At 34.5% G+C, this 23,137-nt stretch carries 22 protein-coding genes; 11 read left to right on the top strand and 11 right to left on the bottom strand.

The features are described from left to right. Window positions 1–19: 19 nt before the first annotated feature. From EYD45_RS06445 to EYD45_RS06435, 3 genes are read left to right on the top strand one after another with little or no spacing between them, the layout of a single operon-like run. Entirely contained in the window at window positions 20–1,627 is a 1,608-nt protein-coding gene (locus EYD45_RS06445; protein WP_130963714.1) for a S8 family serine peptidase, read from the top strand. Next, on the top strand, window positions 1,627–2,568 hold the full coding sequence (locus EYD45_RS06440) for an NAD(P)H-dependent flavin oxidoreductase (protein ID WP_130963712.1): 942 nt from the start codon (window positions 1,627–1,629) through the stop codon (window positions 2,566–2,568). The genes EYD45_RS06445 and EYD45_RS06440 overlap by 1 nt, the downstream gene beginning before the upstream one ends. 22 nt (window positions 2,569–2,590) lie before the next feature. Continuing rightward, window positions 2,591–2,917, top strand: a complete 327-nt coding sequence (locus EYD45_RS06435; RefSeq protein ID WP_130963710.1) for a hypothetical protein — start codon at window positions 2,591–2,593, stop codon at window positions 2,915–2,917. Here EYD45_RS06435 and EYD45_RS06430 read toward each other — a convergent pair. Beyond that, a complete protein-coding gene (locus EYD45_RS06430; protein WP_130963708.1) occupies window positions 2,903–3,844 on the bottom strand; it encodes a TolB-like translocation protein in 942 nt (313 codons plus the stop codon). The two genes, EYD45_RS06435 and EYD45_RS06430, sit on opposite strands and share 15 nt — an antisense overlap. Before the next feature lie 312 nt (window positions 3,845–4,156). Between EYD45_RS06430 and EYD45_RS06425 the strand changes: the two genes are divergently transcribed. From EYD45_RS06425 to EYD45_RS06415, 3 genes are read left to right on the top strand one after another with little or no spacing between them, the layout of a single operon-like run. Further along, window positions 4,157–5,545, top strand: coding sequence for an MATE family efflux transporter (locus tag EYD45_RS06425; RefSeq protein WP_130963706.1), 1,389 nt, complete (start codon window positions 4,157–4,159; stop codon window positions 5,543–5,545). Continuing rightward, window positions 5,542–5,769 carry a hypothetical protein gene (locus tag EYD45_RS06420; RefSeq protein ID WP_130963704.1) on the top strand — a complete coding sequence of 76 codons (228 nt, stop codon included), beginning with the start codon at window positions 5,542–5,544 and terminating at the stop codon, window positions 5,767–5,769. Before EYD45_RS06425 ends, EYD45_RS06420 begins: the two co-directional genes overlap by 4 nt. A gap of 9 nt (window positions 5,770–5,778) precedes the next feature. Next, window positions 5,779–6,348 (top strand): phosphatase PAP2 family protein, encoded by a 570-nt coding sequence (locus tag EYD45_RS06415; RefSeq protein WP_130963702.1) that lies wholly within the window; start codon window positions 5,779–5,781, stop codon window positions 6,346–6,348. Here the strand turns inward: EYD45_RS06415 and meaB are convergent. Together meaB and EYD45_RS06405 are read right to left on the bottom strand one after the other, a co-directional pair. Beyond that, window positions 6,325–7,407: a methylmalonyl Co-A mutase-associated GTPase MeaB gene (meaB, locus tag EYD45_RS06410; RefSeq protein WP_130963700.1), complete on the bottom strand. Its 1,083-nt coding sequence runs from the start codon at window positions 7,405–7,407 to the stop codon at window positions 6,325–6,327. The genes EYD45_RS06415 and meaB overlap by 24 nt on opposite strands. Before the next feature lie 42 nt (window positions 7,408–7,449). Then, window positions 7,450–8,004 (bottom strand): DUF2911 domain-containing protein, encoded by a 555-nt coding sequence (locus tag EYD45_RS06405; RefSeq protein ID WP_130963698.1) that lies wholly within the window; start codon window positions 8,002–8,004, stop codon window positions 7,450–7,452. Between the two features lie 251 nt (window positions 8,005–8,255). Here EYD45_RS06405 and EYD45_RS06400 point away from each other — a divergent pair, with 251 nt between their 5' ends. From EYD45_RS06400 to EYD45_RS06380, 5 genes are all read left to right on the top strand, one after another. Then, on the top strand, window positions 8,256–8,792 hold the full coding sequence (locus tag EYD45_RS06400; RefSeq protein ID WP_130963696.1) for a hypothetical protein: 537 nt from the start codon (window positions 8,256–8,258) through the stop codon (window positions 8,790–8,792). 382 nt (window positions 8,793–9,174) lie between these two features. Then, window positions 9,175–9,726, top strand: a complete 552-nt coding sequence (locus EYD45_RS06395) for an RNA polymerase sigma factor (protein ID WP_130963694.1) — start codon at window positions 9,175–9,177, stop codon at window positions 9,724–9,726. Continuing rightward, window positions 9,710–10,291, top strand: coding sequence for a hypothetical protein (locus EYD45_RS06390; protein WP_130963692.1), 582 nt, complete (start codon window positions 9,710–9,712; stop codon window positions 10,289–10,291). The genes EYD45_RS06395 and EYD45_RS06390 overlap by 17 nt, the downstream gene beginning before the upstream one ends. 12 nt (window positions 10,292–10,303) lie before the next feature. Continuing rightward, window positions 10,304–11,914, top strand: a complete 1,611-nt coding sequence (locus EYD45_RS06385; RefSeq protein WP_130963690.1) for a hypothetical protein — start codon at window positions 10,304–10,306, stop codon at window positions 11,912–11,914. 30 nt (window positions 11,915–11,944) lie between these two features. Next, window positions 11,945–12,628 (top strand): peptidoglycan DD-metalloendopeptidase family protein, encoded by a 684-nt coding sequence (locus EYD45_RS06380; protein ID WP_130963688.1) that lies wholly within the window; start codon window positions 11,945–11,947, stop codon window positions 12,626–12,628. Between the two features lie 10 nt (window positions 12,629–12,638). Here the strand turns inward: EYD45_RS06380 and EYD45_RS06375 are convergent, their stop codons facing one another. The 8 genes from EYD45_RS06375 to htpG all read right to left on the bottom strand — a co-directional run bounded on the left by EYD45_RS06375 (window position 12,639) and on the right by htpG (window position 23,012). Continuing rightward, window positions 12,639–13,139, bottom strand: a complete 501-nt coding sequence (locus EYD45_RS06375; RefSeq protein WP_130963687.1) for a cupin domain-containing protein — start codon at window positions 13,137–13,139, stop codon at window positions 12,639–12,641. Between the two features lie 9 nt (window positions 13,140–13,148). Continuing rightward, on the bottom strand, window positions 13,149–14,075 hold the full coding sequence (locus EYD45_RS06370) for a sterol desaturase family protein (protein WP_130963685.1): 927 nt from the start codon (window positions 14,073–14,075) through the stop codon (window positions 13,149–13,151). A 96-nt stretch (window positions 14,076–14,171) separates the two neighbouring features. Continuing rightward, window positions 14,172–15,497 (bottom strand): hypothetical protein, encoded by a 1,326-nt coding sequence (locus EYD45_RS06365; protein WP_130963683.1) that lies wholly within the window; start codon window positions 15,495–15,497, stop codon window positions 14,172–14,174. An 83-nt stretch (window positions 15,498–15,580) separates the two neighbouring features. After that, window positions 15,581–19,225, bottom strand: coding sequence for an ABC transporter permease/M1 family aminopeptidase (locus tag EYD45_RS06360; RefSeq protein WP_130963681.1), 3,645 nt, complete (start codon window positions 19,223–19,225; stop codon window positions 15,581–15,583). Between the two features lie 31 nt (window positions 19,226–19,256). Then, the gene (locus EYD45_RS06355) at window positions 19,257–20,144 is read right to left on the bottom strand and encodes an ABC transporter ATP-binding protein (protein ID WP_130963679.1); all 888 of its coding nucleotides are present in this window, start codon (window positions 20,142–20,144) and stop codon (window positions 19,257–19,259) included. A gap of 133 nt (window positions 20,145–20,277) precedes the next feature. Then, window positions 20,278–20,481: a hypothetical protein gene (locus tag EYD45_RS06350; RefSeq protein WP_130963677.1), complete on the bottom strand. Its 204-nt coding sequence runs from the start codon at window positions 20,479–20,481 to the stop codon at window positions 20,278–20,280. Window positions 20,482–20,488: 7 nt separating this feature from the next. Continuing rightward, window positions 20,489–20,881: a hypothetical protein gene (locus EYD45_RS06345; protein WP_130963675.1), complete on the bottom strand. Its 393-nt coding sequence runs from the start codon at window positions 20,879–20,881 to the stop codon at window positions 20,489–20,491. Between the two features lie 193 nt (window positions 20,882–21,074). Further along, window positions 21,075–23,012, bottom strand: a complete 1,938-nt coding sequence (gene htpG / locus EYD45_RS06340) for a molecular chaperone HtpG (protein ID WP_130963673.1) — start codon at window positions 23,010–23,012, stop codon at window positions 21,075–21,077. Between the last annotated feature and the right edge of the window lie 125 nt (window positions 23,013–23,137).

Raw genomic sequence — 23,137 nt, 5'->3', positions numbered from 1 at the left:
TGATTCCAAATCGCTTGTTATGAAAAGCATATACCTAGTTCTATTAGTATGTTTTGTGCCGTTTTTCTCAGGCGCTCAAGAAGATGCATGGGTGTTTTTAACTGACAAGGAAAATGTAGCAGCTTCAATAGCTAACCCCTCAACAATTCTTACCCAAAAATCTATAGATAGAAAAAATAAACATGGGGTTTTAATTGATAGTCGTGACGTTCCTGTGAATGAAAATTATATTACTCAAATAAAAAGTGCTACAGGAATCAGTGTTTTAGCCAAATCTAAATGGTTTAATGCCGTTCATGTCAGAGGAAATCAAGCAGATATAGAGGCTTTAGGAAATCTCAGTTTTGTCAGCAATATCGATTTTGCAAATGATAATCTCAATTCAGATAAGAGTTTTAAATCTAAAACAATAAATAAGTTAGAAGGCGCATTAACTAATTTTAATTATGGTAATGCCGCTAATCAAATTGAAATGTTCAATGGTAATGAGTTGCATATGCTCAATTATACAGCTTCAGGTATAACGATTGCTGTTTTAGATTCTGGTTTTCCAAATGTGAATACGATAGCAGCTTTCCAAAGAATGAGAGACGACGGACATTTACTTGGAGCATACGATTTTGTTAATAGGGATAGCGATGTTTACACTGGCATTACAAGTAGCCATGGTACGTTGGTGCTAAGTGATATGGCAGGCTATATTGAAAATCAGTTTGTAGGCACAGCTCCAGACGCTTCTTACTATCTATTTATTACAGAAGATGCTGCTAGTGAGACACCAGTTGAGGAAAGTTATTGGGTAGAAGCTGCGGAAAGAGCCGATAGCTTAGGTGTGGATATCATCAATACCTCCTTAGGATATTCAGATTTTGACGGTACAAAATATGATTATGAACAATCTGATATGAACGGCAATACCACTTTTATTACTAGAGGTGCAAATATAGCTTTTGAAAAAGGACTTTTACTTGTAACATCTGCAGGTAACTCTGGAAGTTGGGGTGTTACCGCACCAGCAGATTCTCCAAATGTTCTGTCAATAGGCGCAGTTGATGCCTCGGGCGATTATGTGGATTTTAGTTCTGTTGGAACCATGTATCAAAGTGTTCAAAAACCAGATGTAGTTGCACAGGGAGGATTAAGCTATGTAATTACTGAAAATAATAATATTGCTCGAGCAAATGGGACATCGTTTAGTGCGCCAATTTTAGCTGGCGGAATTGCCTGCTTATGGCAAGCCCTTCCAAACAAAACCAATGCTGAAATTATGCAGTTGGTAAAAGAGTCAGCATCACAATACAGTGCACCAGACAATTTTTTAGGACATGGTATCCCTGATCTACAATTGGCTTTAAATACTGGTCTTATAACTAATCCAGGGCAACGCGCAGATTTTGATGTGAAACTGTTTCCAAATCCAGTAAATGATTTACTTTATGTAAGTTTAAATTCAGAAGATGACACTGCTACTGTTCGCTTCTATAATATATTAGGTAAAAAAATAAATTCGTTTTTAGTTTCCACAGAACATAACGAGATTGATATGTCTTCTTTTTCTAGCGGAATTTATCTAGCGAGAATTGATACGGAAAACATATCAAAAACAATCAAAATTATCAAGCAATAATGCGCAATAGTATTACCGAACTTTTTAAGATAGAATATCCAATTATTCAAGCGGGTATGGTATGGAATAGCGGTTGGCGATTAGCCTCTGCAGCTAGTAATTCTGGAATTTTAGGTTTGTTAGGAGCAGGTTCAATGTATCCCGAAATCCTAAGGGAGCATATCCAAAAATGTAAAAAAGCTACGGATAAGCCGTTTGGGGTAAATGTGCCAATGTTGTATCCCGATATCGAAAAAATAATGGATATCATAGTTGAAGAAGGTGTGAAAATCGTTTTTACGTCTGCGGGAAATCCTAAAACTTGGACAACATGGTTGCAAGAGAAAGGTATTACTGTGGTTCACGTTGTAAGTAGTGTAAAGTTTGCATTAAAAGCTCAAGAAGCAGGTGTTGATGCAATTGTAGCTGAAGGTTTTGAAGCTGGAGGTCATAATGGAAGAGATGAAACTACAACCCTTACCTTAATTCCCATGGTTAGGGAAAGCATAAACATACCGTTGATTGCGGCTGGTGGAATAGCCACTGGACGAGCAATGTTAGCCTGTATAGTTCTGGGTGCTGATGGTGTGCAAATAGGGAGCAGATTTGTGGCTAGTGAAGAAAGTTCGGCTCATGATGCGTTTAAGAAAGTGGTTGTTGACGCAAAAGAGGGGGATACACAATTAACCTTAAAAGAATTGGCTCCGGTAAGACTTATAAAAAATAAGTTTTATGATGATGTGCAAAAACTCTACAAAAAAGGGGCTTCTGCAGAAGAGTTGAAGGCACTTTTAGGAAGGGCTAGAGCAAAAAAAGGTATGTTTGAAGGTGATTTAAATGAAGGTGAATTAGAAATTGGTCAGATTTCTGGATTGATTCACGATATCAAATCTGTAGCTGAAATTGTTGATGATATTATGAATGAGTTTAAGGATGCCAAAAATGAAGTTTCAAATTTATAGGAGTTTATTTCAAGAAAATTAAATGAAAAAGGAGTTTACAATTTTAAAACATAAACCCGCTATAGAAATTCGAGTAACTAGAGATTCAGTTTGTATGGCAGATGATTGTTTTGCGCCACATGAAAGCTATATAACTCAGCCATCATTTGTTAATCCTGAAGCGTTTATTAAAAATTTATATCCTGGTTATTTACCATCTATTTCAGGAGTAGGGCATACATGGGAATGTTTTTTAAATGAAACATTAATTGGAATAATTTTAGTTAACAAAGTAGTTCTTAAAGTAAGTGAAATTGAATATGAAAAAGAAAATCATGTTTATTTCAAATATAATTCAGCGACTTACTAATACTTCAATATTGACTTTATAAAGCCTACTCACTCCATTTTCATATTTATAAAGCTCAGATAGGAATTCTTCTGTTGTGAGAGGTTTGTCAAACTCAGCATTAGTGGAGTCTCTTTTACTTGTAAAATAAAGTGTTTTGTTATCAACACCAACAAACGGGCAATAGTCCATTTTACTTGAGTTTATTACATTTCCTAAATTTTTAGCTGCACTCCATCCGTTTTTCGTATTGTAGCTAATATACAGGTCGCCACTTCCAAATCCATCTTTTCGACCATATCCCCCAAAAATAAGATAGGACTCATCGGGAGCAATAAATGCATTGTATTCGTACCCATTTGTATTTATGCTGTCTGATAAAACTATAGCTTCGGTATATTCACCATTCACATTCTTGCTTACATAAATATCGTCTTTTCGTTTTAGCTCTGGGTTATCTCTGGTAAAATAGAAGTTGCCATTATTCGCAATAGAAGGGTAAAATTCACCATGTTCAGTGTTTATGGGGCTGCCCATATTCATAGGTGCAGACCATTCATCCTTTAAACTTTTGCGAGTAACATACCATATATCGAAATCCTTCTTTTCGTTTTTAGAATCAGGTTTTGGTCTGGTGGATACAAAATAAAGTGTTAGTCCATCCTTTGAGAAAAAAGGCTCCAAGTCAAAATACTGACCGGAGAAGGAAACAATTTTTGGTAAGCCCCATCCATTATTTTTTTTCTTTACTTCAATAATTGCTGAAAGGTTTCCCATGGTACTTTGTGCAGTAAACAAAACTTCATTACCGTTTGGGGAAATAGCAATATCCCTAACATTAGGAAATTGTTTTACGGCTTCGGGCAAAAAGGATTGAGGTTTTTGTTGTGCTTGAAAGATGTTTATAACACAGAAAAATAAGTACAGAAAAGGAAAATTTGCTTTCATACAAAATAAACATTGGTTCCAAGCAATATATAAAAAGTAAGACCTTGCTATTCCGAAAGAAATGTTAATAAAAAGGGGAAATTTAAATTTCCCCTTTTTTTCTGTAGAAACATACCCTTTAATTTTTTAATCCCTAATTTAAAAATGAAAGCTGGATGTTTCTTAATGCTATTTTGTTAAATAAGGAGGGATTATTATGTGTCAAATGTATGAATATACTTCAAGTCAAATCAGAGTTTTTGATTTTATTTATTAACATTTGTTAATAAACTATAATTCGGTAATGCAAGCTGTAAATTCTACATTTGTACAATGCAACTGCAAAACTATACCAAAGAGTTCAAATATAATTGGCAACTAGCATCTCCTGTGATGTTGGGCATGCTTGGGCATACGTTTGTGAGCTTTGTAGACAATATTATGGTAGGGCAATTAGGTACTGCCGAATTAGCTGCAGTATCTTTGGGCAACAGCTTTATGTTTATTGCCATGTCTTTAGGTATTGGATTTTCAACAGCCATAACACCATTAATTGCCGAAGCAGATGCCGAACAAAATTTTAGAATTGGCAAATCTTATTTTAAACATGGTCTCTTCTTATGTACAGTTTTAGGTGTTGCACTGTTCGCCATGGTGTTTTTTGCAAAACCGCTCATGTATTTTATGAAGCAACCAGAAGAGGTGGTACAATTGGCCATTCCTTATCTAGATTTGGTGGCGGTTTCACTTATTCCTTTGATAATTTTTCAAGGCTTTAAACAATTTAGTGATGGGTTGTCTATGACTAAATATCCCATGTACGCTACACTTTTAGGAAACTTGGTAAACATTGTTTTAAATTATATGTTAATTTTTGGAAAATTTGGAATGCCACAACTTGGAATTGTTGGTGCTGCTTATGGTACACTAGCGTCTCGAATTATCATGGTTGGCTACCTGTGGTTTTTATTAAAACGAAACGGGCGTTCGGTACATTATGTATCTGAAATAAAATTCTTTGTTTTGGAAAAGCTAATGCTTAAGAAAATATTCAATTTAGGTGCGCCAAGTGCAATGCAAATGTTTTTTGAAGTAGCTATTTTCACTGCGGCAATTTGGTTAAGTGGTTTGTTAGGGAAAAACCCACAAGCAGCTAATCAAATCGCTTTAAATTTAGCTTCCATGACATTTATGGTGGCCATGGGATTAAGTGTTGCTGCTATGATTCGAGTGGGGAACCAAAAAGGGTTAAAACAATACCGGGAATTGAGGCGTATTGCTTTTTCAATTTTTTTATTTGGGTTTGTGTTTGCGGTAGTTTTCGCTATTCTGTTTTTAATATTTCATAATCAATTACCGAAAATATATTTAGATCACAACGATATTGTAAATGCTTTAGATAATCAAGAGGTTTTAGAAATTGCCTCTAAATTGCTATTGGTTGCTGCCGTTTTCCAGATAAGTGATAGTATTCAAGTATTGGTATTAGGAGCGCTAAGGGGTCTGCAAGACGTTAAAGTGCCTATGCTTTTGTTGTTTGTGGCGTATTGGATGATAGGATTCCCAATTTCTTGGTTTTTAGGAAAAGCCGATGTTTACGGCAGTATTGGTATTTGGATAGGACTGTTAGCGGGATTAACAGCCGCAGCAATTTTATTGTATATTCGATTTAATTATTTAACTAAAAGATTGATTTTGTCAACATCAAATTTAAGCAAATGACACTCCCAAAATTTATACTAGGCGATAATACAGCATACCCAGACGCAATTTTTGTAATTCATACAGAATTTCCACGATTTATAATTAATCTTGAAAATGATGAGGTGGAATGGTTTGAGGATTTTGATGCTGAAGATCAAAAGGAACTGGAAACCGAAACCGAAAATGTTATAAAATTGGCAACTGATTTTTACGATGCTGAAATTGCTAAATATGAAGATTAAATCTTAAGTATGATAGAGCAACTTTTAGAATACGATACCGAGCTATTTTTATTTTTGAATAATTTGGGTTCTGAACCTTGGGATAATTTGTGGCTAATAATCACAAATAAGTTAACTTTTATTCCACTTTATGCAGTACTCTTGTTTTTGTTGTACAAAAAATTTGGGGCTAAATCACTTTTGGTATTTGTGATTGTGGTGGCGTTGATGATTACGTTTACCGACCAGATAACTAATGTATTTAAACGCGGATTTGAAAGACCAAGACCATGTGGAAACCAAAGTATAAATGACGCAATGCGAATGGTTGCTGCGTATTGTGGCAAATATGGTTTCTTTTCAGGGCATTCCTCAAATTCTATGGCTGCTGCGGTGTTTGCTGGTTTAGCATTACGGCCTTACTATAAAAATCTGATTTTTATATTATTATTTTGGAGTGCGGTAGTGGCATATAGCAGAATTTATGTAGGTGTGCATTACCCTTTAGATATTATTTGCGGAATGACCTTTGGTGCCATTTCTGGATATCTTTTTTATAAATTATCACAATATCTTTTAAAACGATTTATTCAAGCTTAAAACATACTCTGCCGCGGCAAAAGGTGTGGTTTTATTCTTTTCTATAAGTTGAAGTTGTTCTTCTAATGCCGCTTTAGTTTTAGGTTGGTTAAAGAAATCAGATTTTAAACGATTTTCTATAGTTTGAATTAGCCAAAACTTGTTTTGCTCATTTCGCTTGTTGATAAAATGATTGTTGCTTTTTGTAAGTGTTATATAATCTGAAATCAGTTTCCATATAGCGTCAATCCCATCATTTTTTAAGGCACTGCATAGTGATACCTTTGGTATCCAATCAGAATCTTTTTTGGGATAGAGGTGTAAAGCACGTTCAAACTCAACCTTTGCAAGTTTAGCCGCTTTTTTATTTTCGCCATCTGCCTTATTTATCACAATAGCATCTGCCATTTCAATAATACCACGTTTTATACCTTGCAATTCATCACCAGCACCAGCCAGTTTCAATAATAAAAAGAAATCCACCATACTGTGCACAGCAGTTTCACTTTGTCCTACACCAACAGTTTCAATAATAATCACATCAAAACCAGCAGCTTCACATAAAATGATACTTTCTCTTGTTTTTCTGGCAACACCTCCCAGAGAACTACCAGAAGCTGATGGACGGATGTAAGCATTTTTATCCTTTACCAAGTCTTCCATTCGGGTTTTATCTCCCAAGATGCTGCCTTTAGTAAGTGAGCTGCTTGGATCTATAGCAAGAACAGCAACGCGTTTGCCTTGTGCTGTTAGTAACTTTCCAAAAGCTTCAATAAAGGTACTTTTTCCCACTCCAGGAACTCCTGTTATGCCTATTCTTATAGATGTATTGGCATGTGGTAGGCATTTCTTTAAAATAGCGTTGGCTTGTTGCGTATGTTCTGGATTGGTGCTTTCTATAAGAGTTATGGCACGACTAAGATGCGTGATGTTACCATTTAATAGTTCGCTCACCAGAGTATCACTATTAAGGTTTTTACCGCGTTTTGACTTAAAATTAGAAATAGATTCCTGATTAGTGATTTCAGGATTGGAAACACCTTCAGATTGTTTTAAAGCCGATTTCTTTTTGCTACTCACAGGTAAAAGAATGAATCCCTAAGATAATATTTTAATGTATACTTATCTTAAAGGTACTTTGATTAACACATCATCCCACGCCATAGTCATATATAGTTTGTCTGTAGAATTATCAAAAGCTATAGTAAATTGTTCTACAGTGGTATCTAAATTCTCAACTGGTGCAGTATAATTTATAACATCAAATTCCGGTTCGCGCAAAGGTTCTAATGTTTTATGGTCTACGCCCCAAGGGTATTGTTTAGAATTGAATATGACGGTCCACGCCGTATCATTAGGGATGGTCCATAATGTGTATTTGCCTGCTTGGATGTAACCATTTCCTATTTTAAGGGGTTGGTTGGTTTCGAAGGTTGTGGCTTCGTTGGCGCCTGTTCTCCATACCTCGCCATATGGTACTAAAGCTCCAAAAACTTTTCTTCCACGTTTTGAGGGGCGGTTATAAAATACGTTTAGTTTTAAATCGTCAACTTTAAAGGCTACATTTTTTTTTGGACTTTTTCGCTTTTGTAATCCGTCGTTAAAATACGAATATGCAAAAATGCCAGCTGCAGCAAGGAATAATACGAAAATAGTACGCTTTAAAAAGGTATTCATGAAATGAGAGGGTTTTGCAATGCAAAGATACTTTATGCCTAAGTATTGGTAAAGTAGAAACGTGAAATAATTTGGATTGTTGTTTTACAGGTAAATGTGCTTGGAAAAACTGCAGGTTTAGTTTTGTTTCTTGTGTATGCTTTAAAACTCAATTGCTTGACTTTGTAGAAATTTTCGGCTACCTTCGTTCGACGTCGGATATAAGCCATTAAAAAACGGCGCATATCTCAAAGTTGTAGTATATCTTGAGAATGAAGAACACCTTAACAATTTTCCTGCTTTCGATTTTAGCTTTTAGTTGCTCGAAAAATGATTTTGAAAATACCAATCTCTATTTGGAGTTTGATAAAGAAACGTATCAGTCTAATGACAACTTTGAATTGACCATAAAAATTTACCCAACCGAGGTAGAAAAAACTATTAGATTTTATAAAGACCTAAATAATATTGAGATTTCATTTTTATCAAAAGCAGAAGAATTTGAATTTCATCAGAAATTAAAAAAACGATTCATTGAAGGTCCACCTATATTTGGAGACGACAGCGAATATATTGATGAATATACCATTTCAAAGGAAAAACCTTTTGAAAAAATATTCTTAGGAACCATATCTGAATCGGTAAACGAAATTGTATTTGAAATACCTGAATTGAATATAAAGAACAAAATAGATAAATACTTTATACTTAAAAATCCAATTATTTTAATAAAAGGAAATTGCAGAACTGTTTATGGAGGAAAGGGCAAACCTTTTATGTCAAAAGAAATAGAAGTAGAATTGGAATAAAAAACATACTACAACAAAGTATATAAAAAATTGCTATTTTGTGCCTTAACAATGGAAGTTGCTTTGTTTGCTAGCTTCTGATTTTCCTTCGGAAAATCCTCGCACACAAACACGCAACATTTCATATACGTAACCGTCAAACGAATCTTCATAAAGCTGTACTGTTTTAAAGATTTAGGCTTTTAGCTAGCAAGCAGACCCGCGTTAGGGATAGAGGCATTTGTTGAAGCTCCCCGACGCAGGAGGGAGCGACTGCCGAAAGCCCGACCCCTTGTGGGTAACGCCCAAATGCTTAATTTTCAAAAAAAATAAAAGTTTTTGCAACACTCTGTTTTTTTTATCGTCTTTTAATATGAACTAACTTATCACCAAAAGTATTAGCATGTTTCAAGTTGACATTATTGAACAATGTAAACAGAACAATCGTAAGGCGCAAATGCAGTTGTACAACCAGTACTGCAACGGTATGTACATTGTGGCGAAACGATTTTTGAAGGATGCGCATGATGCTGAAGATGTGGTACAGGAGGCGTTTATTAAGGCGTTTTCGAAACTTCACCAATATAAGGCTGAAGTGACTTTTGGGGCTTGGTTAAAACGTATTGTGGTTAATAAAAGTATCGACTTTCTGAAATCAAAAAAACAACAGTTAGTAGAGTTAGACGAGGTGCACCTTAAAGTGGTTGATACGGGACATAACGACAAATGGTTGGTAGAAGATACAATTACGGTAAACGATGTTACGGTGGCGATTAATCAGCTGCCTGAAAAATATCAATACGTAGTAATGCTATATTTAATTGAAGGGTATGACCACCAGGAAATATCGGAGATTTTAAATATAACTGAAGTAGCATCTAGAACACAATTATCTAGAGGTAAAGTGAAATTGCAAGAATTATTAAAAGCGCAAAAAAATGGCACAGGATATTAGAGATTTATTCAAAAAAGAGACTATGACACATGAGGAAATGCCAAAAAACCATGAAGCACGTTTTCTTGAGAAACTAGAAGCAGCGTTTCCTGAAGAGAAAAAGACATCTACTAAATTTAGTTGGTTAAATATCGCTGCTAGCGTAGTGTTGTTAATTGGTTTGAGTTTTGGAGCTTATAAATTTATGACTCTTGATGTTAAAACAGATCCTGAATTAGCATCTACTGAGGAATCACTTAATGGGGGCGCTTTAGGTAAGATATCTCCAGACTTGAAAAAGGTAGAAGATTATTATTTGGCAAGTATAAATTTAGAATTGTCGAAAATGAAACCTACTGCAGAAACAAAAGTTGTTTTTGATGGTTATTTAGAGCAGCTTAATGAACTGAACCAAGAATACAAAAAGCTGTCTTTAGAACTTACTGAAAATGGTGCTACAGAATTAACCATTACTGCATTGATAGATAATTTAAGATTTCGTTTAAACCTATTGTATCGCTTAAAAGATCAATTAAAAACCTTAAACGCTTCAGAAGAATCACCTGAGGTAACACAATCTATTTAAAAAAATCAAAAGATGAACAGAACAATTATAAAATTAAAAGTATTGGTACTTGCTTGTTTCGCAATAACAGTATTGGGAGCACAAGAAAAAGTAACCAAAGTGTCGCAAAGTTTTAAAGTTGATAAAAATGTTACTATAGATCTTAACACAAGCCATTGTAATATTGTATTTGATACTTGGAACAAGAATGAAGTAAGTATTGAGGCTTTTGTGGAGAGTGATGAGCTTTCTAAAGAAGAGCTAGACGAAATTGTTAAAGGCTGGAAGCTTGATATAGATGGCTCAACAGATTTGGTAACCATAAATACAAGAGGATCTTACGCGCCCCATACTTACAGTTTTGATGCTAGTGGTCAATATTCTGATGAAGTAAAGCGTGCATTAAAAAATTTAAAATATGAGTTAGCAGAGTTGCCAGAGATGGACTTTGATTTCGATTTTAATTTTGACAACATGCATGTTGTTGAAATGCCAGAACTTCCTGAGATGCCAGAACTTCCTGAGATGCCAGAGTTGCCTGAACTACCAGAAGGCGTTGGTGCTGTAGCTTTTGATTATGAAGCGTATAAAAAAGATGGGGATAAGTATTTAGAAAAGTGGTCTAAAAAATTCGAATCTACTTACGGAAAGGATTATGCTAAAAAAATGGAAGCCTGGGGCGAGAAGTTTGGCAAGGAATGGGGTGAGAAGTTTGGCAAGGATATGGAGAAGTGGGGTGAAAAGTTTGGAGAAGAATGGGGTGAGAAATATGCAGAAAAAATGGAAGCTTGGGGAGAACGTTTTGCTGCACAAATGGAGCGACAAGCAGAACAGATGGAACGACAGGCAGAACGCACTGCAGAGCAGTATGAGCGACTTGCTGAAATGAATGCAAAACGAGCTGAGGCCACGGAGCGAATGGCAGAGCAACGTGAAAAAATCGCTAAAAAGCGTGTTGAGCTAAGAGAGAAAATGGCAAAACAACGCGCTGAACTTGCCAAAAAGCGTGCCGCACAATCAAGAAACAGAAGCCTGTTTTTTGATAAGGGCAACCATTCCCACCTTAAAAAAACCATAATTATAAAAATGCCTAAAAAAGCTAAGGTAAAGTTAGATGTTAGGCATGGTGAATTAGAGTTTGCATCTGTTTTGGACGATGTACAAGCCGATTTATCACATACTATATTTAAAGCAGCTGGCATTAGTGGAAGTAACTCTTCCATTAATGCAGCTTATGCACCAGTTTATGTTAGCAGTTGGAATTTAGGCGAACTTAACTTAAACCATGTAAAAGAGGCCCAAATAAAAACCGTAAAGCATGTGGTGCTTAATTGCACATCGTCTAATATTAAAATAAACGATGTAGTAAGTAGTGCTATTATTGACAGTAATATTGGAGATGTTAAAATACTTAATGTAGCAGATACGTTTACCAACCTAAATTTTATTTTGCAAAATAATAAGGCTTATATCGTTATGCCAGATGTAAACTATAATATGAATTACAAAGGGACACATTCTTATTTAGTGCACCCTAATAGTACTGGAGATAGGCAGGATATTAGTTCTTTTTCTATGAGCAATACCGAGAGTAACAAAACCGTAACAGTAAATGCCAAATACAGTAAAGTAATTATGGAGTAGATACCTTAACTTTGAGGAAATTACAAATGAATGACCTCAAGTGAATTTTGCAACTTCTTAAAAAGCATCTCCTCTCAACCACTTCACGTTTTAGATGCTTCCATTCCAAAATCAAAATATGTTGCCATAGATTTATCAGAAGGCAATGTAGACCTACAGAATTTTAATATTTCTTCTTCGGAAGCCTTTTCAATATACATTGATACGTTTATAGAAAAACACGATGCCGCGGTTGCCTATGGTGGTTACCTTGAAAAGCGTGCTATCTATAGCCGTAGTAAACATTTTGATGATACACGTAGTAAGCGAGATATACATTTGGGCTTAGATTTTTGGTGTGCTGCAGAAACACCAATTTATGCCCCTTTAGATGGCATTGTGCATAGTTTTAGAAATAACAGTAACTACGGTGATTATGGACCGACGATAATTTTAGAACATTGTATTTTGGATGAGGTGTTTTATACCCTTTACGGACATTTGAGTTTAAAGTCCATTAAAAATTTAAAAGTTGGGCAGCGGTTTAACAAAAATGAACAGATTGCTACTTTGGGAGATGCAAGGGTAAATGGTGACTATCCACCACATTTGCATTTTCAGGTTATAAGGAATTTACAAGGGAGTTTTGGAGATTATCCTGGAGTTTGCTCAAAGCAAGATTTGGAATTTTATATGGAGAATTGTCCAAACCCTGAGCTATTATTTAGTTTTTGATAGTTCGTTATTAGCGCGTAAGTCTTGTGATTATTTTTGAATGCTGTGGAAATAATGAGATGAGGTTTTCTCGTGAGGGCATCTCAAAATCCCTAAAATCAAAACCAGGAGCAACCGTGCAACCAACCAGAGCGTAGCTATCTTCACCACTAACTTCGCCAGCAAACCAATATTTAGCAGGAACTACGAATTGTAACATTTCTCTGTTTTCTATATCATTCCCAATACTAATTTTTGAATAGTCGCCTTCTGGAGAGATCATATGAAGTGTTAGAGGGGAACCTTTGTAAAAATGCCACATTTCATCTTGATTAATGCGATGAAATGCTGAAAACGTATCTGAGGTTAATAAAAAATATATACCAGTGCAATATGTTCTATCTCCAATGAATTCAGAATCTAAACACTTTTGGGGAATAATACCAGTACTTCTATAGGTTTCTTTGAAATATCCACCTTCAGGATGCGGCTTAAGTTGTAGTTGATTAATAATATCTTGAACTTTATTCATATAAACTCGTTAGTCTTGTCTTTGTTTAGCAGCTTCTGCTCTCATTTGCCTAATCGTTAGTGTGCTCCCGTCGTGGCTCCATCCTGGAGGCCCAAAGGCATACATGAATTTATGATATGGATTAGAGCTCTTTTTCATATCGTTCCAAATATCTTTGTACTCATGCGTTAAGATTACCAACGGATTGTATGAATTAGGTGGTTTGGTAACACCATATTGAATTTCTATATCATCATCTAACTCTTTCCAAGTGCCAAAAATTTTGTCAAAAATATTTAAAAATCCGCCATGGTTTTTATCCATATACTCCAAGTTTTTAGCATGGTGTACTTGATGCATCGTATGGGTGTTAAATATTTTTTCGATAAAACCTAATTTAGGTATATAAGCTGTGTGTAACTGAAATTGCCAAAGGGCCTCTATACCTAAACATACAATTACCATTTCAGGAGGGAAACCTATTGCTGGTAACCACATATAAAATAAAGGTTTGTATAAAATAGTAAACCAGCCATTTCTAACCGCTGTTCCTAAATTGTAATTATCAGAAGAATGGTGTACAATGTGTGCTGCCCATAAAAAACGTATCATGTGGTTTTGCCTATGAAACCAGTAGTACGTAAAATCATCTAAAAACTGGCACAATATCCAAACGGTTAATGAGTAACCAAAAGATTTCCATCCCATAATATTTGTTCTAATACCATCTACCATAGGGTTAAATAATTCATACATATAATTAAAAATAATTATAGCAGAGACAGTTTTAACTAAAGGTGCTAAAACTACTGAGCCTATGCCCATAGTAAGGCTAGATGCTAGGTCTTTCCAGTTGTAAAGATTTTTATGGTCGTGAGTTTTGCTATATGTGAGTTCAACTAATATTAATCCCAGAAAACAAGGAATCCCATAGACTAATGGGTTTGTAAAATTCATATACTATTTACCTTATGTATGAAGAGAGAATGTCTCGATTTTTGCTAATATATATATTCTACGGCGGAATTCTTCTTGTTTTAAGAATTTAATAGGTTAGTTTTTATAATACCAAAATGGAATACGCTCAATTCTTAAAATAGTGGTGTCCTTGTCTTTCTCTACGCGGTATCTTCTTAAGTCCAACAAATGTTTGCCTTCACTTAAAGATGATATGCCTACGTAGGTTTCAAAACCAAGCGTGCCCTTTTTTGTTTTACTGACAACAAAATCAGATTTATAGGTTATGCTGTCTATGGCTACAAAATAGATACTATTGAAGGTTTTAATGTATTCTTTTCTTAAGCTATCTTTTCTTATTTTTCTATCAAAGTCATTAATTATAACAATGTCTGAGGTTACACCACGTATGTCCTTTTTTGGTTTTAGTCCTGGATTATAATAAAACATTCGGTCTTCAATGTTGTCATCATATTTTACAAATACTTTTACAAAAGGATCGCTTATGACTTTTGATTGTATCATCACATTATCAATGTTCTCCAGCTTCTCGTCTAATAAATCCTCATAATGGTCATTATTGAGTATGTATGAATTAGAATTTAAGTTTTTACCAAAGTAGTTTGAGCTATTATAGCGAAAGCTTGTAGCTACAAAGAGTAAAATAAACAAAGGTGTTAATAAGAAACTTAAGCGCCTACCAAATTTATTATCCAAGAAATTATAGATAATTGGTCGGTACAAAAACGAAAGTGTAACAAAACTAAACACCCAATATATGGGAAAGTATAGCTTTGAGACCCAGTTTTTCTTCTTTAGCAGTCCTTGAGTTACGAAATCAAAAAATGTAAATAAGGCACCAAATACAAAGAAAATCATTAGAGGAATACCCACACCGTTTGAAACCCATGAAGGAAGACTATCATTATCTATAATGTAATTGCCAATTAACGCGATAACAATTATAGTAAAGGTAAGTGCAAGTACATAGAAAATAAGTAGAAAGGAGATGGCAAAAATAATACTACAATAATTCTCTAGCGTAGCGATATATTTGTCAAACGAGCCAACTCTTTTTTTTAGGTATTTGGTAAATTTATTGCTGTAATTAAGCTTTTCATAATCAATATCCCCAGAAACGTAGCGCAAGCCAAGGGCACCTATCCACAAGCCTCTTAAAAGTACATGTAATAACAGATTGAATATAAGTATGCCACAAGAAATGAGCCCAACGATACAAATGATTAATTTATATACTTGTTCCGCATTTTTGGCTTCCTGCCCACTTACGGAAATGGGTTCAAAAGCTGTAAAAAGCCCGAAAATTGCAAATCCAGATATGAGCAATTCTAACTGCCAACTCTCTTCTTGTAGCTTTTGAAGCAGTTTTTTAAACGCGGGATTATTGTAATCGTTATTCATTACATTACTTTTATGATGAAAGATAATTACTTTTTATTAAAAAACTGCTTAGATATTACTGCTCTATTAAAAGTTTTAAGCTATTAATCTGTTTCTTCCTCTACACTAATAAGGTTGTCATCCGGTATTCTATCAATCATTTTGTTATAAGGATCAATTCCTGCTTTTACAGGTAATTTATCCGTAGTAAATGTAAATGTAGATTCTCCTGGTTTCACCCATATTTTTTTAATAAAGAGCGGAGATTTAATAGTCATTCCGTTGCTGTTTTTGATATCGTTATCAAAAATCCCAATATCTAATAAATTTGGTTTTTCACTTGTTTTTAGAAGCTTTCCTAGACCATCAAAATATTCCTTTGAGCTTTCAACTGTTATAGTAACTTTGTATTTGTCATCTGCCAGCTTTTTGTAAGATGCTTTAGAGATTTTATTGGAGTAAAGTGTTATTTTTTCAAAACTATCTTCTAAATAATATTTTAGAGAATCTGGTGTTACAGAGTTCATATAGTGATACCACTCTTTGGTTGTAGTGAACGGTGCTTTTTGCCTGTATCTCGCAGCTTCTGTATACGCCTTAAATCCACTATTAAGGTTGTCTTCGCCAATTAAATCTTGTAATGCATATAGAATTAAACCACCTTTTCTATACCATACATATGCTTGTGTGTCATTATCAAGAAGTGTCTTTTCAAACTTACTTTCATTAGCTCTTCCTCTTAAATAATTGTCAAGTTCTCTTTTTAGAAAATCTTGCATCGCATCAATACCATATTCTTTTTTCATTACCATTAGTGAGGAATACTCTGCCATAGACTCCGATACTTGATTAGAGCCCCTTGTTGCAGATGGGGTAATTTGATGTCCCCACCATTGGTGTGCCACTTCGTGCGAAGTAACGGTATATACATAGTCCAAATCTTCAGGATCACTAAAATCACCAACCCAACCAAAACTTTCTGAAAAAGGAACAGTATTTGGGAAAGATTGGGCAAAGGTGGCATACCTGGGAAATTCTAAAATGCGCATTTGCCTGTATTGATAAGGGCCATAATTTTCAGAGAAATAATCCATTGAATGCTTTACACCTTTAACAAATCTATCTATGTTATAAGTGTGTGTTGGATGATGAAAAATTTCTATATTCACTTTTTCACCATTCTTTCCAGTCCAGATATCTTTATGAATATTATAATTTGCAGATGAAATATTGTAAAAGAAATCCAAATCACCTTCCATTTTATAGGTAAAATATCTTCTGCCGTTTTCTTCCCATTCTTTTTGTAAGTACCCTGGCATTACAGCTATTTGATCTGGTGCTGTACTTACCGTACCTTCAAAAGTAATATAATCAGCATCGTCATTAAATAGTAGGTTGCTGGTGCCCCAAGGATCATCTTGTTCTGGTAATTGATAATCTTTAATAGGTAAGCCATATTTTTTACGATCTAAATCGCTTGTCATTTCCGCGTTAGCATTATATCCGAAAGAGGGAAAGAAATTGTCATTCAAAAATGTACCGTTATACACAATAGCCGAACCCGTGCCTTCATTTGGGAAACCTTTATAGTATCCCGTAATGTCTAATACCATTGTAACAGTATCATTTGGTTTTAATGGTTTATCTAAAGCGTATATTTCATATCCAAAGTCATCGTAACTATTTCCTAGTTTTGGTGACTTCCCTTCAATTGTAAAGGTGTTAACCTCCTTTTTCAGCAAGCCCTCGGCTCCCCAATTTATGTGTAATGAATCTATGTTTTCGTTGGTCTTATTCACCATTAAATAGGTGGTTTTAATTCTGGCTGATCTATTTTCAGGTGTTAAGTCTGCATTAACCTTTACATCTATAACCTTGGGTTGGGCAATTTTATCGTATTTACTTAACGTTTTTTCATATGCTGCTTGAGCTATTTCACCCTCTTCTTCATTTTTATATTTGTTAATAGTTTTTGTGTTGTGATTTATAAAAGCCCCCGAACCAATAAAAACCACGAGTAATAGAATGCCAGTACTAATAGTTCGTAAGTTGAGACGTTCTTTAGCCAATTGCCACCTAGCCTTTCTGCCAGAGTCTGTGCCACGTTTCCAAAATAAATACCCAATTACAAGCAATACACCTCCACAAGCTAACCAATAGGTTTTAAACCAAAACAGGGCTTTCCCAAAATGGCCAAAACCATTCATGTCTGAAACTGTATAACCAGGGGTGTATCCATATAAATACAGATTATTGTCTACTTTTAAAAACGCGTTGATACCAAAAAGCAGTGCCCAAATAGCGATGGCGATAACGTGCCCCATAAATTTTTTGGTAACTATGGAATGCACAAAAAATGCTAATAGAATAAATGTGATGTATTTAGGAAACTCGATGAGATACAAGTCTGTAAAATACATATCGAACTGATAGTTAAAATACCCTTGCAAGGTTTGTGCTAGTACTCCACTTAATAAAACGAGATTTACTAACATAAAACTAATCATAACCAAAGCTAAAAACTTTGAGGCGTACACTATTCTGTTTTTTAAGGGTAATGATCCGAAAATTTGATCATAATTCACTCCACGTTCCCTATGAAGTACTTCACCAGTCATAAATACGATAAGTACAAAAATGAGTATACTGTAATTAAAATTTTTGACTTCCAACATGTAGTATGTAAGTGGAAGCGAGGGCGTACCGTATATTGGGAATCCAAAGAAAGCATCAAATAATAGGAATGCAAGTGCTGCAATGAGAATGGCCCTAAAAAAGTTGTCTCTAATGATGTTTTTAAACTCCATTTTAGCCAAGTCGAACAATAACTTTATACTTAGTCCGCTTGAAAAAACTTGCGATACTTTAGGAAGTTTAGTTAAAGCTGCAGTAGGGTTTGACGCGTCTAGGTTTTCATGTTTCTTTTTTGTTTTGAATTTCTTATTCAGGAATTTAATAAAATCGAATCTAAAAAATGTAAATAAAAAGGCTACAAGTCCAATACCTACCCATAATAAACGATTCCAAATCAATGCACTTGTTAGTGGTAATATTTGGGTGTTTTGTTCAACAGGCGTCCAGTATCTTGTTATGTTGTTAAACGTTTCAAAAGCGAAAGGATCTAATATGCTAACCAAATTTTTATTCTCAATATCTTGGGTAAGCGTTAAGGTTATTAAATAGCCAATAAATAATATGGCGCCACCTGCATATGCTAACATTATTCGTTTGGTCATTGTTACTAATGCAAAGAAAATTGCACCAGCAAAGAAGAAATTGGTCCAATATATTAAAAGTGTGGGTTGAATGTAATGCCAAAGGTTGAGTGTTATAAAGCGTTCTGCCTCTGTAAATCCTGCGTTTGGCCCGATGGCAAACCCTATAATCAAGCCTATTTGAAATCCTAAGCTAACTAGAAAAAGTATACATAAAGATCCTAAGAAACGTCCCAAAATATATCCTTTTTCACTTATCGGATAAGAGAAATAATAGTTTTCTGTTTTATGTTCAATATCCCTGTAAATAGGAACGCCCATAATAGCACTTGCCAGCATAATACCAAATATGCTTATAATACTAAGCATTCTGGTGATGGTTGTTGGTGCATTAACATAAGCTTTTTCTGAAGCAGGTACATCACCGCTAATGGCGACAATAAGACCAAAAACCAAAAGAATTCCGAAATAAGCCCAAGTAGCAGGTCTTTTAAATCTATATTTTAATTCGAATAAGAAAATTTCTTTAAACATAATTGTAGTGTTTTAGTTGAAGGTTTAACAATTATGCTAATGCAGTATCCATTCTAGATGAGATTTCCGCGAAGTATACATCTTCTAAATCAGCTTCACAAGCTTCAAAAGAACTGTCCGGTTGGCTGTCATTAAGTACATGAATAACAGTATCTCCACTTTTCAGATGTGTGGAAATTACTTGCATCTCTTGCTTGTAATTTTCAATCTCTGACTTGTCAATGGTTTTTTTCCAAACTTTACCTTTTACGTTTTCAATTAAAGCACTAGGTTTTCCTTGTGCGACTACTTCTCCTAAGCAAATAATAGCCATATTATTACATAGATTTGAAACATCATCTACAATATGCGTAGATAAGATAACTATGGTATTCTCACCAATTTCGCTTAGTAAATTATGAAAACGTACGCGTTCTGCAGGATCTAAACCAGCAGTAGGCTCATCTACAACTATTAATTTGGGTTCTCCTATTAGGGCTTGTGCGATACCAAAGCGCTGTTTCATACCACCAGAGTAAGTACCCAAACTTTTATTCCTAACATCCCATAAATTTGTTTTATTTAGAAGCGATTCTACTAAATCTTTTCTTTCATCCTTGTTGGAAATACCTTTTAAAGAGGCAATGTGGTTTAGCATGTTATAAGAACTAATTTTAGGATATACACCAAATTCTTGAGGTAAATATCCCAGAATTTCTCTTACTCTGCCTTTGTCTTTTAAAATATCAATATCATCTAGCATGATGGATCCAGAGTCGGCCTGTTGAAGTGTTGCCAGAGTTCTCATAAGCGATGATTTTCCGGCACCATTAGGGCCTAAAAGGCCAAACATACCTTGTGGTATGTTAAGTGAAACGTTTTTTAAAGCATGTACACCATTTGAGTAAGTTTTACTCAAATCTTTAATTTGTAATTCCATTAAGCGAAGGTTTTTTGATTAGTCTTTCTAAATATAATCAAATATTTCTAATGGGGTTTTAATCGTAAGTGCTTAATTTATAGACAGGTGTGAATTGTAATTAAATAAAGACGAAATATTATAAAATGTTAATTTATAATGAGTTTTTGCGGAAGAACGTTGTTGCAATAATAGCTACAGCAATGATAGTGCAAAAAATTATGGGAAACTTTGAGTTGTTTTTGGATGCTACGGTAACGCCTATGCCAATACCAACAATGAAAATAGCGCCCAAAAGTGCCAAAAATTTCTTTGGAGAAATAATTAGTTTTCCAATCTTTATCGGTTTCAATTGCATTCTTAATTTATTTACCGAACAACTCTTTTATCTCAGGCTTTGTTAATTCAATTAATGTAAAAACACCTAGAACAATTCCAAGTACACCAGTTAAGCAATTAACTATGGCAATGGCGAAAATAAAGTTGTAGTTTTTGATTTCCTTGAGATATTTTGAAGTTAAGAGATTTAAAATACCAATTGAAACACAAGCAATGATGCCGATAATACCTATGGCAACGAAAAGCCATCCGAAATTGAAAGGCATTTCAACATCTTGCTGAGAACGTTCTATTGCTGTATTAAAAAATAGCCCCATACCCGCATAAAATATAAAGAATAGTGAGAAGCAGATGGTTAAAATTCCTTTCACTAAATAAAGAATTCTAAACGTATTGAGGTTGTTAGGTTTTGTTTGCATATTACTAATGTAACGCTTTGTTTTTGCTTAGTGTAATACAAAGATAAAATTTAGTTTTAATGAAGTCTTACCACTCTTAAGATAAGGTAGGCAAAAGAATTTATACAGTTCATTATCCAAACTAAAAAACCACCTTGCTTTCACAAAGTGGTTTTAAATGTATAGTGGTTGCTGAATGTATCAGCGCATCAACTTATTTTATCATCTCGTAGCTACGTTTTATGAAGTTTGTTAACTCTTCACCTTTTAATAAACCTTGAGATAATCGTGCTAAATCTAAACTTTGGTTAATTAAACGCTCTTGTTTTTTGCGTGTTTTGGTGTTTAAAATATCACCAATTAAGTCTGAGTTTGTATTTACCACTAGGTTGTACATTTCTGGCATATTGCCCATACCAAACATACCGCCACCGCCAGTTTGTTGCATTTCTTTCATACGGCGCATAAACTCTGGTTGTGTGATGATAAACGGGTTTACGTTGCTATCCATAGCTTCTAACTGCACCATGAATTTTTCAGATGGAATCACCTCTTTTAGTAATTCGTCCAAAGCTTTCTTTTGGTCCTCATCCAACTTAGAAATTTTGGTGTCATCCTTTTTGATTAAGTTATCAATATGATCGCCGTCAACACGCGCAAAAGAAATATTTTCTTTAGATGTTTCTAACTTCTGTATTAAATGTGAAACTATTGGAGAATCTAGTAATAATACTTCATAATCTTTAGCTTTGGCAGCTTCAATATAGCTATGTTGCGCATCTTTATCAGAAGCATATAAAATCACTAACTTATCATCCTTATCCGTTTGATTTGCTTTTATTTTATCATACAATTCTTGGTACGTATAATAGTTGCCATCAACTGTTGGGTATAAAGCAAAAGCATCTGCTTTTTCAAAGAATTTTTCTTCTGAAAGCATACCATATTCAATTACAATTTTGATATCATTCCATTTAGATTCAAAATCCTCTCTATTGTTATTGAATAAGGATTTCAACTTATCCGCCACTTTTCTGGTGATGTAAGATGAAATCTTTTTAACTGCACCATCAGCTTGTAAATAAGAACGTGATACGTTTAACGGAATATCTGGTGAATCAATGACACCACGTAACATCGTTAAGAATTCAGGAACAATACCTTCAACATTATCAGTTACAAATACTTGGTTTTGATACAGCTGAATTTTATCCTTCTGAATTTGCATATCGTTAGTTAACTTTGGGAAATATAAAATTCCCGTTAAGTTAAACGGATAGTCAACATTTAAGTGGATATTGAATAAAGGCTCTTCAAACTGCATTGGGTACAGCTCTCTGTAGAAGTTGCTGTAATCCTCATCTTTTAAATCTGTTGGCTGTTTTGTCCATGCTGGGTTTGGATTATTAATAATGTCATCTACAGTGATTTGTCGATGTGGTTCTGTAGTTTCCTTACCGTCTTTGTCCTTAGTAGTTTCCTTACCGTCTTTGTCCTTAGTAGTTTTTGGCTCGTGCTCTGGATCGTTTATTTCTTTCGTTCCAAATTTGATTGGAATAGGCATAAACTTATTATACTTATTCAAAAGTTCACGAATACGAGCTTCTTCTAAGAATTCTGTAGAATCTTCTGCAATGTGAAGTATTATTTCCGTTCCTCTTTCGGTTTTGTCTGCCTTTTCTAAGGTGAACTCTGGTGAACCATCACAAGTCCAATGTGCTGCAGGTTCATCTTTAAATGATTTTGTGATTATCTCGACTTTGTCTGCTACCATAAATGCAGAATAGAAACCAAGACCAAAATGACCAATAATACCAGCATCTTTAGCAGAATCTTTGTATTTATCTAAAAATTCTTCAGCACCAGAAAAAGCCACTTCGTTGATGTATTTTTCAACCTCTTCGGCTGTCATACCCAAACCTTGATCTATAATGTGTAGCTTTTTGTTGTCTTTATCAATTTTAACTTCAATTTGCGGATTGCCATATTCTACCTTCGCTTCTCCGACATTAGTTAAATGCTTCAGTTTTAGTGTCGCATCCGTAGCATTACTAATCAATTCACGAAGAAATATTTCGTGGTCGCTGTATAAGAACTTTTTAATTAACGGAAAGATATTCTCTACCGATACATTAATGTTTCCTTTTGTCATGGTAAATAATTTATTTGTCATTCCCTCGAAGAAGGGAATCTGATTAATTTTATTTTTGGTTTATCAATCAACACAGGACAAAAAAAGTACCAAGTAGATAAATATGACAAACTGACATTAAAGAT

This window comes from Hyunsoonleella flava (genome assembly GCF_004310325.1).
GTDB classification, from domain to species: Bacteria; Bacteroidota; Bacteroidia; order Flavobacteriales; family Flavobacteriaceae; genus Jejuia; species Jejuia flava.
Note: the sequence above shows the minus strand (reverse complement) of the source record. Positions and strands in the feature narration are given on the sequence as shown.